Annotated in this window: 12 protein-coding genes and 1 other annotated feature; of the genes, 9 read left to right on the forward strand and 3 right to left on the reverse strand. The window is 41.4% G+C overall.

Annotated features, from left to right (window positions below):
- Positions 1-76 precede the first annotated feature (76 nt).
- Complete coding sequence (locus E4665_RS00165) at positions 77-1,651, forward strand: hypothetical protein (RefSeq protein ID WP_241654565.1); 1,575 nt, start codon at positions 77-79, stop codon at positions 1,649-1,651.
- 46 nt (positions 1,652-1,697) lie between these two features.
- On the opposite strand, the gene E4665_RS00170 is transcribed toward E4665_RS00165, so the two are convergent.
- Positions 1,698-5,216, reverse strand: a complete 3,519-nt coding sequence (locus E4665_RS00170; RefSeq protein WP_167815070.1) for a bifunctional glycosyltransferase/CDP-glycerol:glycerophosphate glycerophosphotransferase — start codon at positions 5,214-5,216, stop codon at positions 1,698-1,700.
- A 271-nt stretch (positions 5,217-5,487) separates the two neighbouring features.
- Here E4665_RS00170 and E4665_RS00175 point away from each other — a divergent pair, with 271 nt between their 5' ends.
- The 6 genes from E4665_RS00175 to E4665_RS00200 all read left to right on the forward strand — a co-directional run bounded on the left by E4665_RS00175 (position 5,488) and on the right by E4665_RS00200 (position 13,352).
- Positions 5,488-7,071, forward strand: a complete 1,584-nt coding sequence (locus E4665_RS00175) for a glycosyltransferase (protein WP_241654597.1) — start codon at positions 5,488-5,490, stop codon at positions 7,069-7,071.
- A gap of 206 nt (positions 7,072-7,277) precedes the next feature.
- On the forward strand, positions 7,278-7,676 hold the full coding sequence (tagD, locus tag E4665_RS00180; RefSeq protein ID WP_135346777.1) for a glycerol-3-phosphate cytidylyltransferase: 399 nt from the start codon (positions 7,278-7,280) through the stop codon (positions 7,674-7,676).
- A gap of 7 nt (positions 7,677-7,683) precedes the next feature.
- Positions 7,684-8,898 (forward strand): CDP-glycerol glycerophosphotransferase family protein, encoded by a 1,215-nt coding sequence (locus E4665_RS00185; RefSeq protein ID WP_241654568.1) that lies wholly within the window; start codon positions 7,684-7,686, stop codon positions 8,896-8,898.
- An 86-nt stretch (positions 8,899-8,984) separates the two neighbouring features.
- Positions 8,985-10,160, forward strand: coding sequence for a CDP-glycerol glycerophosphotransferase family protein (locus tag E4665_RS00190; protein ID WP_277752196.1), 1,176 nt, complete (start codon positions 8,985-8,987; stop codon positions 10,158-10,160).
- A 150-nt stretch (positions 10,161-10,310) separates the two neighbouring features.
- Complete coding sequence (locus E4665_RS00195; protein ID WP_135347105.1) at positions 10,311-10,748, forward strand: universal stress protein; 438 nt, start codon at positions 10,311-10,313, stop codon at positions 10,746-10,748.
- 405 nt (positions 10,749-11,153) lie between these two features.
- A complete protein-coding gene (locus tag E4665_RS00200) occupies positions 11,154-13,352 on the forward strand; it encodes an ATP-dependent Clp protease ATP-binding subunit (protein ID WP_135346780.1) in 2,199 nt (732 codons plus the stop codon).
- Between the two features lie 190 nt (positions 13,353-13,542).
- On the opposite strand, the gene def is transcribed toward E4665_RS00200, so the two are convergent.
- The gene (gene def / locus E4665_RS00205) at positions 13,543-14,100 is read right to left on the reverse strand and encodes a peptide deformylase (RefSeq protein ID WP_135346781.1); all 558 of its coding nucleotides are present in this window, start codon (positions 14,098-14,100) and stop codon (positions 13,543-13,545) included.
- A gap of 191 nt (positions 14,101-14,291) precedes the next feature.
- Positions 14,292-14,507, forward strand: a binding site (T-box leader).
- A gap of 55 nt (positions 14,508-14,562) precedes the next feature.
- Here def and tyrS point away from each other — a divergent pair.
- Entirely contained in the window at positions 14,563-15,813 is a 1,251-nt protein-coding gene (gene tyrS, locus E4665_RS00210; protein WP_135346782.1) for a tyrosine--tRNA ligase, read from the forward strand.
- A 185-nt stretch (positions 15,814-15,998) separates the two neighbouring features.
- A complete protein-coding gene (locus E4665_RS00215) occupies positions 15,999-16,232 on the forward strand; it encodes a YtxH domain-containing protein (protein WP_135346783.1) in 234 nt (77 codons plus the stop codon).
- A gap of 65 nt (positions 16,233-16,297) precedes the next feature.
- Here the strand turns inward: E4665_RS00215 and E4665_RS00220 are convergent, their stop codons facing one another.
- A complete protein-coding gene (locus E4665_RS00220) occupies positions 16,298-16,990 on the reverse strand; it encodes a metallophosphoesterase family protein (protein WP_135346784.1) in 693 nt (230 codons plus the stop codon).
- Between the last annotated feature and the right edge of the window lie 152 nt (positions 16,991-17,142).

Genomic DNA, 17,142 nt, shown 5'->3' on the forward strand with positions numbered 1-17,142 from the left:
CTTATTATTCTTAAAGTCAGCCTAAGTCAGCCTTTTCTTTTGGATGAGAGAAGCGAAGAAAAGAGTGTGCGTCAAAATGTCTATAAATGATAATAGAAATTTTTTCAGAAAATTAATTTTGACACTATGGAGCAATCGTTTTGTTGTTTTTTTATCTCTTTATTCATTTTTTATTATGCTTTTCTTTACGCAGTCATCTCCTTTTTTTGCATTAAATAATTGGGATGACGCAAATGCTTTTTTCACCGTTGGAAAGGGAATGGCTCATGGACTTGTCCCGTATAAAGATCTTTTTGAACAAAAAGGACCTCTGCTCTATGCGATCTATGAATTGGCTTACCTGATTTGGCATACGAGCTTTTTCGGGGTCTATCTACTTGAAAGTTTGGCCATGTTCTTCAGTCTGTTCCTGGCTCATAAAATTGCCCAATTATATCTTCATCGAATGTCATCGGCACTTGTGTCACTTTTCTTCCCGATACTGATTTTGAACCAGCCTGCTTTTTATTTTGGAGGAAGTGCAGAGGAATTTGCCATTCCTTTTCTGATGCTTTTTCTATATCTCGTTCTGAACCATTTTAAATTGTCTCACGATAAACCGTTCAGTTACAGGTTTTATATCACAATCGGTTTGATCGCCGGTTGCCTTCTTTGGATCAAATTTACTTTTCTCGGAGGCTGTATTGGTTTTTATATAGCATTGTTCGTTATCCTTGCAGGCAAGCGAAAGTGGAAGGAACTGCTTCAAGCATTGGCTTTCACAACGATCGGACTGATTCTTTCAAGTATGCCATGGCTGATTTATTTTGGTGTGAATCATGCGCTTGTTGATCTCTTCAATGTCTACTTTAAGTTTAACCTGTCAACCTATTCTTCACAGCTGACTATTCCGGATAAACTGATAAACAGTGCTCTGGCTATAGGAGCAACTTTAAATAAAAATGTTGAAAGTAAGATCATGTTTTTAATCGGGATGGCTGATTTTTTGCTCACATGGAAGTATTTCCGGTCAAGTGCAGAAAAATGGATCCTGTTCAGTATTACTGTTGGGTTACTCCTTGGCGTCTATATCGGGGGTAGAGAATACGTTTATTATTTTCTTATTGTGACACCCCTGACTCTGTTCGGGCTCATTGCAATCGGCTTGTTCCTTCAAAAATCAAAACAGTTAATGCCCTATGAAAAGAATAAAAAGGGAAGGTGGCTGGTGCTTCTCTTTTTTTCAATGGTTACGATCTATCTTTGCTTTGGTTACAATACCAATATTCAATATTCCAGATTCCTTGAAAAAAAAATACCGGTACAAAAAAAGTTTGCTGCAATTATTGACCGTCAGAAGACCCCAACACTTCTTAATTATGGTTTTCTGGATGGTGGATTTTATTTAGCAGCAAACATCGTTCCGAATGTCCGGTATTTTGAAAAACAGAACATTGACCATAAATTATACCCTGAGAATATGAATGCTCAGAATCAATATATCAGAGAGGGAAAAACTGAATTTGTCGTTATTCGATTAGAAAGACATTTGAATTCGGAACGTATCAATATTCAGGGCATTCAAAAGACATATCATGTTATCGCGAAACAGGTTCAAAAATTGAACGGGAGACCCATTCTTTATATTTTGCTTCAAAAAAATGTAAAATAACCGTTTTAACAACTTCCGCATGTTTGATTGTTCTTTAAGGATGACATCATTTGCTGTGTTGGCTTAATAGGCGCTCAACGGCTTCTTTAGAAGAATCACCGCGGCCGAATGTACAAAATTTATTATAAAAATTGGTATATTTAACGTTGTATTCCGTTGATTTCGGCAAAGTGAGCACATTTTGAACTAATTCTTTGGTATTCATGACTATTGGGCCTGGAACAGTTTCTTCGTAATTTAAATAGATACCACGCAGATCATTTTTGTAATATTCCAGATCATAGGCAAAAAATAGCATTGGACGCTTCAAATGTGCATAATCAAACATAACAGAAGAATAATCGGTAACCATCATATCCGAAATTAAATACAAATCCTGGATTTCCGGATAAGCGGAAACGTCATAGACAAATTTCTTATAATTTTCAATATCAATTTTACTTGATACAAAATAATGTAAGCGTAGTAAAATGATATAATTTGACGCAAGTTTATCTCTCAGCAAGTCAAAGTCAAGTTGCAGATCGAACTTTCCCTGTTCTCTGAAAGTTGGAGCGTACAGAATGATTTTCTTGTTCAATGGTAAATTAAGCTTTTGTTTCATCGCCTGAATGGCATCGGCGTTATTCTGTTTATATAGGCTGTCATTTCTTGGAAACCCGCATTCCACATAGCTTCGCTTATAGCGATAAGCCCTTTTTGTAATCTCTGTCATATAAGGGCTTGGGGATATCAAAAGATCCCACCTGCCTGACCTTCTAAGCAATCCGTCCTGCTGGCTTTTTTTGCTGTATGCAGGTTTCTCATCAAATCCCATCGTTTTCATAAAGGTCCCATGCAGTGTCTGCATTTCGATCTGACCTTTTCTTTTGACATAAAAATTCGGAAAGTTGCCATTTTCAACAAAATACTTTGCAGTGGAAAAATAATAAAAGTAACGCCAGCTGTTTTTTCGTATCGTTATGACATCCTTGGGCACTGGAGTATACTCGTTATCAAAGAACCAGATATATTTAAATTTGCTGCCATATGTTTTCTTTATATACTCATAGATGGCTTTTGGATTGTCATTAAATGACCGGCCCCAAAAACTTTCGAAAACAATATTGTTTCTTTTAATTGGCAGAAGCCGCATCATCGGGTACAGATACAACTTGACGAATTTCTGCCTTCTTTCTGATCGGTCTACAAAATCCCATGTAAGCTTTGTGTGAAACAAAAGCGAACCGTGGGCCCCTTTTCCTGTACTGAATTTTAATCGTTCGAAAAAGACAGATTTAGAAGGTGCGTGCAATAAGGATGGTGAATAAATGACCGGTATTTTGTAAGCGAGAATTTCTCCTTGATTATTTTTTCCCTCAACCTCAAAAAATACATGCCAGTCACCAGTAGCATACCATTTAAAGTGACCGCTCTTATCCAGACAATTTATCGTAAGTGAGCGCGTTTCGGTGCTTTTTCCCTGTGTATCAGGTAAATTAATGATGACTGGGGGAGTGTCGCCTTGTGGTTCAAAAATAAGATGCTTTGCAATGACTTCATACTCTACCTTATCAGGTAATTCAGGAAGGATAATCTCAATTTCCATTACAAGGTCTTTAAAAACAAGTTTGCTTAACATCGGGTGTTGATACTTGGAAACAGTAATAGTCAGATTTCCTTGAGAAATTTCCGTCCACACATTGCGGCCCTGAAGTGTAAAAATAGTACTGCCAGACTTAAGACAGGCTTTAGCAGAGTGAGGAACAATCTCTCCTGAAAGTCGGTACCCTAAGACCCAGGATCCATGATTAAAGTTCATCTCTCCAAGTTTATGTGACGGTATTGAGGCTATGAACCGGTGATCATCAGTATAAGCGACTTCTAGGTCACATGTGATATCCTGAGATGAAGAAGTATTTAAACGAGAAAGGCATAAATTGTCAATCTTCCGTTCATATTTTCCTTCAAGTATCAGTAAATCGTCTTTTGTATCACATCTTGTAATCAAGACATCAGGTTTGTAAATATCGATGGCAAGATTCCATTCTCCATTATAGTTTACATTCCACGCTTGATCACCGATTAATTTAAAACCGGCTTTGTTACTGCCCTTCAGCGGATTTCCAATACGTACAGTTTTTGTGATTCCCTGAACAGTCAAAGTTAAAAACACTGCCCATTTTCCATTTTGAAGTATGCTAAAACATTTTTCAGAGTCAATGTTGATAGAAAACAATGACCAATTATAATTGTAAACCCTTGAGAAGGGATTTATTTTGCTTTTCTTTGATGTTCCCCATTTTCTCGTAATGGATTTGTCTCTGCCCAATATCACTGGGATATCTGTTTGAATTTTATTGTTCAGATTAATGACATGCGCAGACATTTTCACCTTACTCTGACTTTTCGAATCAAGCCCTTCAATAAAAGCATGGCCGGAAATAGTCAGCGTTTTCGTGCTATTCCATCTAACCTTGTGTATTTTTGAAACAGCTCTTAGAGCATCATCAACACAAACTGGATACTCTTCTGCGACTGCTGAAGTTTTATATTTCTGATACCAATGCCCTTTTTCTTTGTATGGTTTGTATGAGAGAATTTGATTTTTAGACAAACTCATCAGCTCAAGAGCGTCTGCCATTCTATTCTGAATCACAAATTGATAGGCTAGAGAAAGGTGGGATGGAATTTTCTTGAATAAATGAACATCTATGCGTGACAAATCTTGGCAGATCATCTTTCGGAGGCGATCACTGGAATCCGTATTGGTACTATTACTTATTAATGCTGGGTAGTCAACCGTCAAATATTTCAAATGGTTTTCTTCGATTAGTTCATCCGAAGCATTCTGCTGTTTCAAGAAATCATTAAGCGAGTGCATTGTTTTCAAATGATCAAAAAGAGTCTCTATATTTTTATTAGTGTCAGTCAAATCGCTATCGAACACTTCTTCGATTCGCCAAAAATAAACTGTATCCTGCACAATGTCAACGGTTTCTGCCAGAAAATGAGCCGGAATGGTGACCTGCATTTCTTCGGCTGGAAGGTGTTCAGGAAAAACAAATTGATTTTTTTCCCAGAATGAGCGTTTAAAGATTTTATTCCCTATGGTTGTGTCATACAGCAGTGATGGATTTCTTGAGATATGTGTTTTTTCACATGAGTCAGAAGCAGATTTACTACTCATCCAGTATTTTACATTTTTTTTCGAGTTAAACCGGTTAATACCACCGATAACAATATCTGAATGGGTATGTTCGGCCATTCCATACATTATTTCATAGGCACGGGAACCAAGGTAGTCAGAACTGTTCACGAAAGCGATGTATTCTCCTGATGCATACTGAATGCCTTTATTCCAGGCTGCGCCGATACCTTTCTCTGCTATCTTATGAATCGCTTCGAAATTTTCATATTTTGTAGCGTAAGTGTCCATAATTCTACTTGTTTTTTCATCAGATCCATCATCAATCATGATGATCTGAATAGCGTTAAGGCTTTGATTAACTAATGATTCCAAACTCTGTTCTATGTATTGTACACTGTTATAGCAGGGTACTATGACACTTATCTTGTAATTCATCCATCTCTCCCCTTGCATCATTCAATGTCATCTATAGCATTTTACATCATCTTAACATTAATTTTAAAATTTAATAAGCCTTTTTAGAGGAAACGAACAAGGTATTGTATTCGTATAGTTTGTTGTCAAGGTGATTGATTTGTGTGGATACATTGTCAAAGTGTCCATGTTTCTTTAAAATAATCGATAGCAGCAAGGGACAGGTTGCCTCAAGTGTCATGCATAATCTCAGTCGATCCCTTCAAAAAAAGAGGAAAGTGAATGATTGATTATGAGTTCAGCTCCAAAAATCAGTGTTATCGTTCCTATATATAATGTTGAAAAATATCTGAAAAAGTGTCTGGATTCTTTAGCCAGTCAAACACTTAAAGACATAGAGGTCATTCTGGTTAATGATGGCTCGACAGATCGCAGCGGTGAAATCATGCACCAGTATGCGGCTAAATTCAGCAATTTCTACGCCTTCGATAAAACGAACGGAGGTCTCGGGCAGGCGAGAAATTTCGGTGTGACATTTGCTAAGGGGAGATACATAGCTTTTGTTGACTCTGATGATTTTGTTGAACCGGCCGCATACGAGAAGATGTATTCAACGGCTGAACTGACCCATTCCGATCTGGTGATCGGAAATGTCATCCGTTTTAATGCCTATAAGAAATTTCCCTCAGTTTTACATCAAAAAGTATTCAGCGGAACCAAACTGAAGACCCATGTTACTCGCGATCATGAATTAATTTATGACACGACAGCTTGGAATAAACTGTTCAGAACGTCATTCTGGAAAGCTAATCATTTTAGCTTTCCAGAAAAAATGCTTTATGAAGATATTCCGATAACTTTTCCGGCACATTACCTGGCGACAACAGTCGATGTCCTCGAAGATGTAGTCTACGCCTGGAGGTTCAGAAGCTTCGGAGATCATTCGATCACTCAGAGCAGGACAGATATCAGCAACCTTCGTGACCGATTAAAAGCTATCGATATGCTGAATAACTTTTTTGAGGATCAGATGATCACCGGGGAGCTCTGTGAAGCCAAGGATTATAAATTGTTAAGTACAGACTTTTTACTTTATATGAATAAGTTGCCCGCTGCGGATTCTGCATACGCCGATTACTTATTACACTATGTGACTGAATATCTGAGGGAAGTTCCGGAGAAGGTTCTGCTCCGTTTGCAGCCCATCGACCGTATGAAGTATTATTTCGTTAAAGAACAGGATAAAGAAAAACTTTTCCGGCTCATTAATTTTCAGAAAACAGCTGATTTCCGCAGACGGAGAATTATCGGGAGAGCGGATGGGCATTATTACGACGATCTTCCTTTTCATGATCTTGTTCCTAAATCTTTTCTTCAGATTGAGAACAATCTAAAAGTAGTGCAACGGACAAAGAAGATTTTCTGGGACCATAATGAGCTGGTTGTTAAGGGTTCTGGTTTTATTGAGAAGATCGATGTGCTGCGCAAAAAAGATGTCACAATGAAGTTTTCCCTGATCAATGAGGCGACGGGTGAGTGTATCCCTATCTCTCTAACACAATTAAAAAAATCCAGAATTAATACTGTCAGGGCGGCGATATCCGGAAGAATACGAAAGCCTCACTTCGATCTGGTCTATCATTATGATTGGTCGGCATTTGTGGTGCGAATTCCATTTGATCGGCATCCTTTTGAAGATCTCTCATCAGGGACTTATACGATCCGGGGCGAAATCAACGCAGGAGGGCTTAGCCGTTCATTTATAGTAGCAGGCAAATTAGGGGAAAAAGATCTTCTTCAAAACATAGGGAAAAGGGATAAAATAATCCGCGCAAAATCTGGCGGAAGCGGAAAATTATATATTGTTAGGGAATAAAGTTTTCACGGATGCGAAAAAGAGGGATTAGATTCACCTTGTGTATTGAGGACATCAGAGCCAATTGAAATTCGAAACACTAGGAATTATAATTATGTAATAGTTAATTTCAGACAGAGATTTTTTATTATCATGAATTCTGAAGAGATTTCACTTAATGGAGTATCTGCTTTCTGAGAATTAAAGAAAACCGGGAGAGATAATTAATGAAAAAAGTCTTAACATACGGCACATTTGATCTGCTCCACTATGGTCATATTAACTTGCTGAAACGTGCCAAAGAGCTTGGCGATTATCTGATTGTCGGACTGTCTACGGACGAGTTCAATGCCTTGAAGCATAAAGAAGCTTATCACAATTATGACCACAGAAAACTGATACTCGAAGCAGTCCGTTATGTTGATCTCGTGATCCCTGAAAATAATTGGGAGCAGAAGATCGACGATGTCAAAAAGTATGATGTTGATGTATTTGTCATGGGCGATGACTGGAAGGGGAAGTTTGACTTCTTGAAAGATTACTGTGAAGTGGTTTATCTGCCCCGTACGGTTGGTATTTCGACAACTAAAATCAAACAGGATCTTTTTTCTGTCAAAAATGATTAGAGAATGGTTGGTCAGCGCCTATCTTTATTTATTCAAGATCCTGTTCGTACTAGCGAAGCTTTTTCCTCAAAAGGAAAAAGTTTCTTTTGTTGTTTCGTTCAGTGAGAACACGAAATATCTTGCCCATGAGTTTGAAAAAGAACAGTTAAAAACGGAACTTGTTTTTCTGTGCAGAGGAAAATGCATTGCCGATTTTTCAGGGGGAAAAGGGACAGTCATTCCTTTTGAGACATCTGGTTTTTTGGACATGGCACGATCCGCTTATCACCTTGCTACATCGAAAACCGTATTTGTCGATAATTATTTCGGCTTTCTTTCGGTTGTTAAGTTTCGCAAAGAGGTTCAATGCATTCAGATCTGGCATGCAGCGGGGGCGCTCAAAACGTTCGGACTTGAGGACAAATCTATAAGCATGAGGACAAGAGGGGCAAACCGGCGTTTTGCTCAAGTGTATCAGCGCTTCGATAAAGTAATCGTTGGTTCCGATATTATGGCAGAAATATTTAAACGTTCTTTTGGGATTACTGATGATCGAATTCTTCGGACAGGGATTCCAAGAACAGATTTCTTTTATCACCTGAAAGCAGAGGATCCAGTCTTTCATGATATGACGGCTATGTCTCAGTCGGGAAGTGATGAGCAATATGGACTGGCTTCTGAAGTGCAGACTTTTATCGATGGTCCGTTTGCTTCAAAAAGGAAGATCCTTTACGCTCCGACATACAGGGACAATGAACGGAATACCAACCAGCTTCACCTTGACATCGATCAGATGAAAAATGAATTAGGCGCAGAATATGTCCTTCTCCTCAGGCTTCACCCGGCTGTCCGGGACGGTTTCGTGATTCCTGATCAGGATCAGGGCTTTGCTTTCGACTGTTCCTCATATTCCGATATTAATCAGCTACTCTTAATCAGTGATATTCTTGTGACGGACTACTCATCTATTCCAGTTGAATATTCCCTTTTAAATAAGCCGATGATTTTCTTTCCTTACGATCTGAAAGAATACGGAAGGGAAAGGGGCTTTCAGGCAGATTACATGGATTGGGTACCAGGACCTGTCGCTTTCTCAACTACTGATTTGATCAAGTTGATCCGGCATAATTCATTCGATATGAAGCAAGTCGCTGCATTTTCGTCTCAATGGAACCGATATTCCAAGGGCTTTTCCAGCAGAAATGTTGTCCAGTATGTGATTAAAAGTTGCGGACTGCGGTAATCTGAGCAGCTACCAGAAAGGGAATATAGCCATTCATGCGAAAAAAAAAGAAGATCCTTCGGTTACTCCATACGATGATAAGCAATATGGCAATTTGGCTGGTTCAGAATGCCTATCGATTATTATTCTGGTTTTTCGGCAAACTTCCGGCAGATCATAAACTGGTTATCTTCGAAAGCTTTTTCGGAAGACAGTACAGTTGCAATCCCCGGGCAATTTATGAACATATGAAGAACCATTGTCCTGAATATCGGCTGATCTGGATCTCTGAACGCGGTTACGAAAAAATTTTTGATGCACACCAGGTGCCGTATGTCAGACGCTATTCTTTGCATTGGGTGCTTTTGATGTGCCGGGCAGGATATTGGGTGACGAATATCCGTTTTCCGAAGTGGTTCCACAAACCGGCGCATACTATATATCTACAGACATGGCATGGAACTCCTTTAAAGAAACTGGCTCTGGACACCGAGGAATATTTTCTTGGCGGAACGACCGTTGAACAATACAAGAAAAATTTTGTGAAGGAATCAGGCATGTGGGATTATCTGGTCTCCCCTAATCGATATTCTTCAGAGATTTTCACCCGGGCATTTGGCTTTAATGGCTCGATGATCGAAACAGGCTATCCGCGCAATGACTTTCTTTACCGGGCGAATGATCATGAGACGATTGAACAGATCAAGGAAAGGTGTGGCCTTCCGAAAGACAAGAAAATTATTCTCTATGCGCCGACATGGCGAGATGACCAGTTCTACACAAAAGGGAAGTATAAATTCAAGCTTGATCTTGATCTGAAACAAATGAGAGCGGCGCTCGGTAAGGACTATTTAATCATTATACGGCTGCATTATCTGATCGCCGATCAACTGGATCTGTCCGGATATAGAGGGTTTGCCTATGATTTTTCCCGTCATGAGGATATTAGAGAACTTTATCTCATCAGTGATCTCCTCATCACAGACTATTCATCCGTTTTCTTTGATTATGCAAACCTGAAACGACCGATGATTTTTTTTACATATGATCTTGAATCCTATAAAAATCATTTGCGCGGTTTCTACTTTGACTTCGAAAGAATGGCACCAGGCCCTATTGTTAGAACGACCGGCCAGGTCATAAAGTCTATACGGGATATTGAAGACACCGGTTTTGCGGTCGGCAGCAATTTTGTTCCGTTTTTTGATCAGTTCTGCGATCTTGAGGACGGCCATGCTTCAGAAAGAGTCGTTAATCGCGTTTTTAACCATCAATCGTCATGAACCTGTTTGACAAGGAAGCTGTAAAAAAATGTTCAATAAATGTTTCTTTTTTCTGAAAATAAAACGCTTACTTTCTTTCAAAAAGTGGTATAGTAAGAGTGTAAGGAAGATTGATGGTAATCATTATTGTCAGGAAGGTTGGTGGTGAGCATGTATGAAATTCTTGTACCTGTTGACGGATCTGCTCCAGCGCTGCGTGCAGTCGATCAGGCTGTTGCAATTGCCGAAGGGAAGAAAGATGTCGAGATCACATTGATTTATGTAAGTCCGTCTCCTGTCTATTTTCCTTTCTATTCAATGGTTGGCCCGTCACTCGATGCGGATGTTAAGGAAGTCGAGGAAAAAGAAGGCAATCAGATGCTCGATGACATTATTGAAAAAGCGTCGGAGCACACAAACGTAACATTCAAGAAAAAACACCTATATGGCATTGCTGCACAGGAAATCTGTGATTTTGCCAATGATACAAAAAAAGACCTGATTGTTATGGGCAACCGTGGTATGGGGGCCTTTGGACAAGTTATTCTTGGGAGCGTCAGCAACAAAGTTTTGCATCTGGCTAATTGCCCGGTTATGATTGTTAAATAAAGGGCTGTGTTTAAATTCGATGTTGTTTTAGCCCCTCCGTTTGTTGGAGCGGAAGGCGCGGGACTCCTGCGGGATCAGCGAGTCTTTTGGCCTCACAGCAAGGGTACCGAGCGAGGAGGCTCACGGAAAGCGAGCACTTGGAGCGAAAAACAACAGATACGTTTAATAAAACAAAAAGCAAAGAGATTTATTTGCGAAGGAAGTTGTCCTCTGCCGAAATAAAGTTCGGCAGAGTTTTTTTTCATTTGATCCTGGGAATTAACTTTAAAAAATTTTTTTATTTTGCGCTCAGATACTTGAAAGTCAAAAAAGGTCAGACTATAATAAAAGCATAAGGTCAAAGATGGTCAAATTAATCAATGATCATTATGATTCTTGGAATAAACCATAAGGAGGCATGATCCCATGCTTTGTGATGAATGCAAGGTTAATCCCGCATCTATCGAAATGAATGTTATCGTAAACGGACAGCAAAAGCATCTTCATTTATGCGAAGAATGCTATTCAAAAATGAGAAATAATTTAAATATGTCGTCTTTTTTCCAGGTCGGCGGATCACCTTTTGATGATCTTTTTAGAAGCCTGATGCAACCTTCATACGCAGACAAGGAAAATAAGGCACAAGAGAACGGAATGTCGTTTGACGGCGCCCAAGGACAGCCAATGGGAGGCAGGGGTGGCCGCCGCGGCGGTTTCCTGGAATCGCTCGGACGCAACCTGACTGAAGAGGCGAGAAAGGGAAAAATCGATCCTGTAATCGGACGTGACCGTGAAGTGCAGCTGGTCATTGAGACGCTGAACCGAAGAAACAAGAACAACCCCGTCCTGATTGGTGAACCGGGGGTCGGAAAGACGGCTATAGCAGAAGGACTGGCGCTGAAAATTGTGGAAGGCAAGGTTCCCGCAAAACTGGCCAACAAGGAAATTTTTTTGATTGACGTTTCGTCACTCGTTGCTGGAACAGGTATTCGGGGACAATTTGAACAGCGTATGAAACAGATGATGACAGAACTGGAAAAACGTAAAAATGTCATTGTCTTTATAGATGAAGTCCATTTGCTTGTCGGTGCCGGATCTGCTGAAGGCGGTTCGATGGACGCGGGCAACATTCTGAAACCTGCGCTCGCCCGTGGTGAATTGCAGATCATGGGCGCGACGACCCTGAAAGAATACCGCAAAATTGAAAAAGATGCGGCATTGGAACGCCGATTCCAGCCAATTATTGTTAACGAGCCTACTCAGGAACAGACCATTAGAATCCTGAAGGGCATCCAGTCGAAATATGAAAAATACCATCACGTTCATTATACGGATGATGCGATCCAAGCCTGTGTTGCCCTGTCTTCTCGCTATATTCAGGACCGTTTCCTGCCGGATAAAGCAATCGATCTGATGGATGAGGCAGGCTCGAAAATGAATCTGAGCCTGACACCAGTTGATACTGAAAGCGTGAGAAAGAAGATTGAGGAAATCTCAGCCGCAAAAGCTAAAGCAACGAAGAATGAACAATTCGAACAGGCGGCGAGACTCCGTGATCAGGAGCATGCTTATCAGAAACAGCTTGAACAGTTGGAGAAAATTAAAGCGAACGGCTCAGAACCGCCTGTAACCGAGAAGGAAGCAATCGTCGAATCGGATCTGATTCAGCAAATCGTTGAGACGCGCACAGGCATACCGGTCCGCAAATTGCAAAGTGACGAACAGAATAAGATGCGTAACTTGGCAGATCGTCTCAATGCGAAAGTCATTGGTCAGAAGGAAGCTGTAGAAAAAGTAGCCCGGGCCATCAGACGAAATCGTACGGGTTTCAGAAAAACGACCCGGCCAATTGGCTCGTTTCTTTTTGTCGGACCGACAGGCGTTGGCAAGACGGAACTGGCGAAAACACTGGCTTATGAAATGTTCGGAGACCGGGAAGCGATGATCCGTCTTGACATGAGTGAATATATGGAGAAGCACTCGGTGTCCAAACTGATCGGTGCGCCTCCGGGATATGTCGGACACGATGAAGCCGGACAGCTGACTGAAAAAGTCCGCCGCAAACCTTATAGTATTATCCTGCTTGATGAAGTTGAGAAGGCGCATCCTGATGTGATGCACATCTTCCTGCAGATTCTGGATGACGGGCGTCTGACCGACAGCCAGGGCAGAACCGTCAGCTTCAAGGATACAGTCATCATTATGACGAGCAACGCAGGCATCAGCAAGGGAACCGCGAGAGTCGGCTTTGGCTCGGACAGCAGCCGCGAGGATATGATTAAGCAGCTCGAAAATTACTTCCAGCCGGAGTTTCTTAACCGATTTGACGCCATTGTCAAGTTCAATGCTCTGACAAAGGATGATCTGATGTCCATCGTTGACCTGATGTTGAACGATATCGAATCGGCAGCCGGAAAACAGGGGCTTAAGCTGACGGTTACCGATTCAGCTAAAAAGAAACTGGCGGAGCTGGGATACAATCCTGAATTTGGCGCCCGCCCGCTTCGCCGAGTGCTTGAAGAACAGGTAGAAGATAAGATATCCGATCTGCTGCTTGATAATAATCAAGCCAAGTTGATGACAGTAGACGAAAAAGGCGGCGATATTCAGGTTTCCGCTGGATAATGAAATGAAACATGAATAAAAATGGAGGACCGATGGCAGGTCCTCCCTTTTTTCATTGGCTTTGTTAAACGTGTCTGTTGTTTTTTCGCTCCAGAAGCCTGCGCACCTTCCGCCCCAATCAATGGAGCGACAAATTCAACAGTGAATTTAAACATTACCTTTTTTTAATAACTGAATCTGGCAGTAACATTCAATGCTCTTCCTGCTGTGCCACATGATCCGGGATCTTAAAGGGGTCTTCTTTATTGATATGGTCAAAGAACAAAATCCCGTTCAAATGATCGATTTCGTGCTGAACAGCAATTGCCGGGTACCCTTTCAGCCGAAGTGTTACAGGCTTTCCTTCAATGTCAAAAGCTTTGACTTTAATCCGCGCATGACGCGGAACATAGCCAGACACTTCTCGGTCAACGGAAAGGCAGCCTTCTCCACCTTCGAGATAAGTATTTTCCACAGACTCACTGATGATTTTCGGATTGAAAAGCATGTATTCGTAGTGCTTGCCATCATCATCATCCATAAAAATGGCGATCATCCGCTTGCTGATAGCAAGCTGGGGTGCGGCAAGTCCAATTCCTGCGCGAAGATGATATTTTTCAGCGGTTTCTTCATCCTGGCTGTTCTTTAAAAATTTCAGCATTTCTCTGAGTTTGTTTTTCTCTTCATCTGTCGCAGGCAGGGATACTTCTTTTGCGACCTGCCTGAGAACCGGATTTCCTTCGCGTATAATATCATCCATTGTAATCAAAGTTATTGCAACTCCTTCAATGCTTGATCTTAATTCATCTATTCCTAGTGTATCATTAAATGGCCGCCATGTTTACGTTTGTGTCCGTGACAGGGTTATTTTTTGGGTGATAAGTAACGACATTTCAGGATTTTTCAAGTGGTTTGACACTTAATGAAAAACGTGGCAAAATAACAGTTACACCCATATGATGATCAACAATGACGGGATTCAGTAGCAGCTGTGTCAGTATTTCAGAGAGCCGGCGGATGGTGCGAGACGGCAGCAGGCAGCTTATTGCGAATTACCTCCCCGAGTTTCTTCTGTGAATCTAAGTAGCAGAGGACGGCATCGAGATGTCGTTAATTGAATCAAGCGGCTGCACATGCGGCCAGAAGGATGGTACCGTGCGTAAAAGCGCTCCTTTTCGGAGGGCTTTTTTTATTTTGTTTTTTTTTAGCTGACAAAAAAGGTGAGGATAAAATGGATATTCTTGATGATTTGAAATATCGCGGCCTGATCAACCAGGTGACTGATGAAGAGGGCTTAAGGGAAGCACTTAAAAAGCCTGTGACTTTTTACTGTGGATTTGATCCGACAGCGAGCAGCCTTCATGCCGGGAATCTTTTGATTATTGTTATTATGATGCGCCTTCAAAAAACCGGACATCATCCGATTGCACTGGTAGGTGGCGGTACAGGAATGATCGGTGATCCGAGCGGGCGTTCAACCGAACGGCAGCTGAATACAAAAGAAGTGGTGGACGGTTTTTCTGAGAGCTTGAAGACACAGCTCTCACGTTTTCTCGACTTTGATCACGGGACGGCAACCTATCTCAATAACAGCCAGTGGCTGGGCAAGTTGTCCACCATTGAATTTTTGCGGGACGTCGGAAAACATTTTCCACTAAATTACATGCTTTCGAAGGAATCCGTTCAATCACGGATGGAGGCAGGCATATCTTTTACCGAATTCTCCTACATGCTGCTTCAGTCATTTGATTATTTGAATCTGTACGAAAATCAAGGCTGTACACTGGAAATCGGCGGCAGTGATCAATGGGGGAACATTACAGCCGGTCTTGAATTAATACGGAGGAAAGGTCATGAAAAACCGGCATTCGGTCTGACATTTCCGCTGATCACAAAGAGTGATGGCACGAAATTCGGTAAATCGATGGGCGGAGCGATCTGGCTGGATCCCGAGAAAACAACGCCATACGAGTGGTACCAGTTCTGGATCAATGCTTCAGACGACGATGTTGTGAATTACTTGAAATACTTTACTTTCCTTTCCAGGGATGAAATTGAGGTACTTGCGGATGAAGTCAGGAATCATCCGGAGGAGAGAAAGGCCCAAAAAACGCTCGCGCGTGAAATGACCAAATTGGTTCATGGTGAGAATGCGTTGACCGAAGCTGAGAAGATAACCGATGCACTGTTCAGTGGTGATGTTTCCCAACTTACAGCCGCTGAAATTCGTCAAGGTTTCAGAGCTTTTCCAACTTTTGACGCACCTTCCAAAGAGCCGGTCAAACTTGTTGACCTGATTGTCGAGGCGGGTGTCGCTTCATCAAAACGGCAGGCACGGGAAGATATCGGAAATGGCGCAATCTATGTGAACGGCGCGCGCAGAACTCAACTTGACGATGTGCTGACCGAGCAGGACAGAATTGATGGACGATACATTATTATCCGCCGAGGAAAGAAAAAGTACACGCTGATCAAATACTGAATTATTCTCATTTCGTACTATCTCAACAGATTTCGACCGTTTGTTAGACGAGTACTTCTGTTATTGATATACTATGGATAATCATGTCTCACAGTTCAGGAATTCTACTTAAGTAGGCTACCTGAATTCAGATTTTCATGAAAACGATTCAGCATATTTGTTGTAAATCCAGGGAGGTAAAGAAGATGGGTACTGAGAAGTGCGAAAAAACATGCGGCTCTGTTGGGGCTAAAGAACTTTTTATTGGCGGAGTCATTGGCGGATTAATCGGAGCGGCAGCAGCGTTACTTCTTGCTCCGAAGTCCGGTGAAGAAATCCGGAAGGATCTGCACATCAAAGAACTGGTTGCGAATGGAATTGATAAAGTAAAACAGACAGCTTCAGACTTGGTTAAAAAAGATGAAGAACCTTTCAGCTGAAAGCTGTTCTGATCGTGATGTTTAAAAGCTCTTCCGGAAAGTGTTTTCTTCCGGAAGAGCTTTTTTCACACAAAGTAAGTTGCTTTTGACGGGAGTTCAAGGCAGTTAAGCCGTCCGCCGAATACACAACCTCCATCGATGCCGATAATATTGTTATCTCCAAAATAAATATCGGGAGAAGGCTGAAGGTTCACCGTTGGCGTATGACCGAAAATTACGGTTTTGTCACCTCGGTAAGCTGTGAAAAAAGGCTCCCTGATCCATAATAGAGTTTCTTCATCCGTGTCTTCAAGCTTTTTATCAGGATCAACGCCTGCGTGAACAAAGATATAATGTTCTGTCTGGGCATATACATTCAGCCGCTTAATCCATAACAGATCGTCATTCAGTTCATCGGGAAGCTTCAGACTGTCGCTTTCAATGTTATGATAAACAGTTTCAAAATCCAGTCCGTAGCTTGACAGCGTATTTGCGCCGCCGTTTGCGGCCCAATGGGCAACGGATTCAGGTTTTCGACCGATCAGAGCTTGTTCCATCATGGCCTCGTGATTTCCTTTGAGGACAATCGCCCCTTTTTTTTCCAGCTCACGGGCCTTGGCGACAACCGCTCTGGGATTCTGCCCCCTGTCGATATAATCTCCCAAAAGGAAAAGAAGATCTTCCGTTTCATTAAACGATGCTTTCTCAAGCAAGGCGTTAAATGCATCAATTTGGCCATGCATATCACTGATCACGAGCAAACGTCTGACTGCCTGCAATAAAACTCCCCCACTTTCTTTTACTATAATAGACAAACCAACAAGGGTTATGCAACTATGATCTGATGCACGGAGAAAAACTTTATATTCAGATTGATAAATAGCTATAATAGTAGTGAAAACGAATTCAGAACAATACTCATTTGAACGAT

The sequence above is a fragment of the Sporolactobacillus shoreae genome, assembly GCF_004684935.1.
Classification (GTDB): Bacteria; Bacillota; Bacilli; order Bacillales; family Sporolactobacillaceae; genus Sporolactobacillus; species Sporolactobacillus shoreae.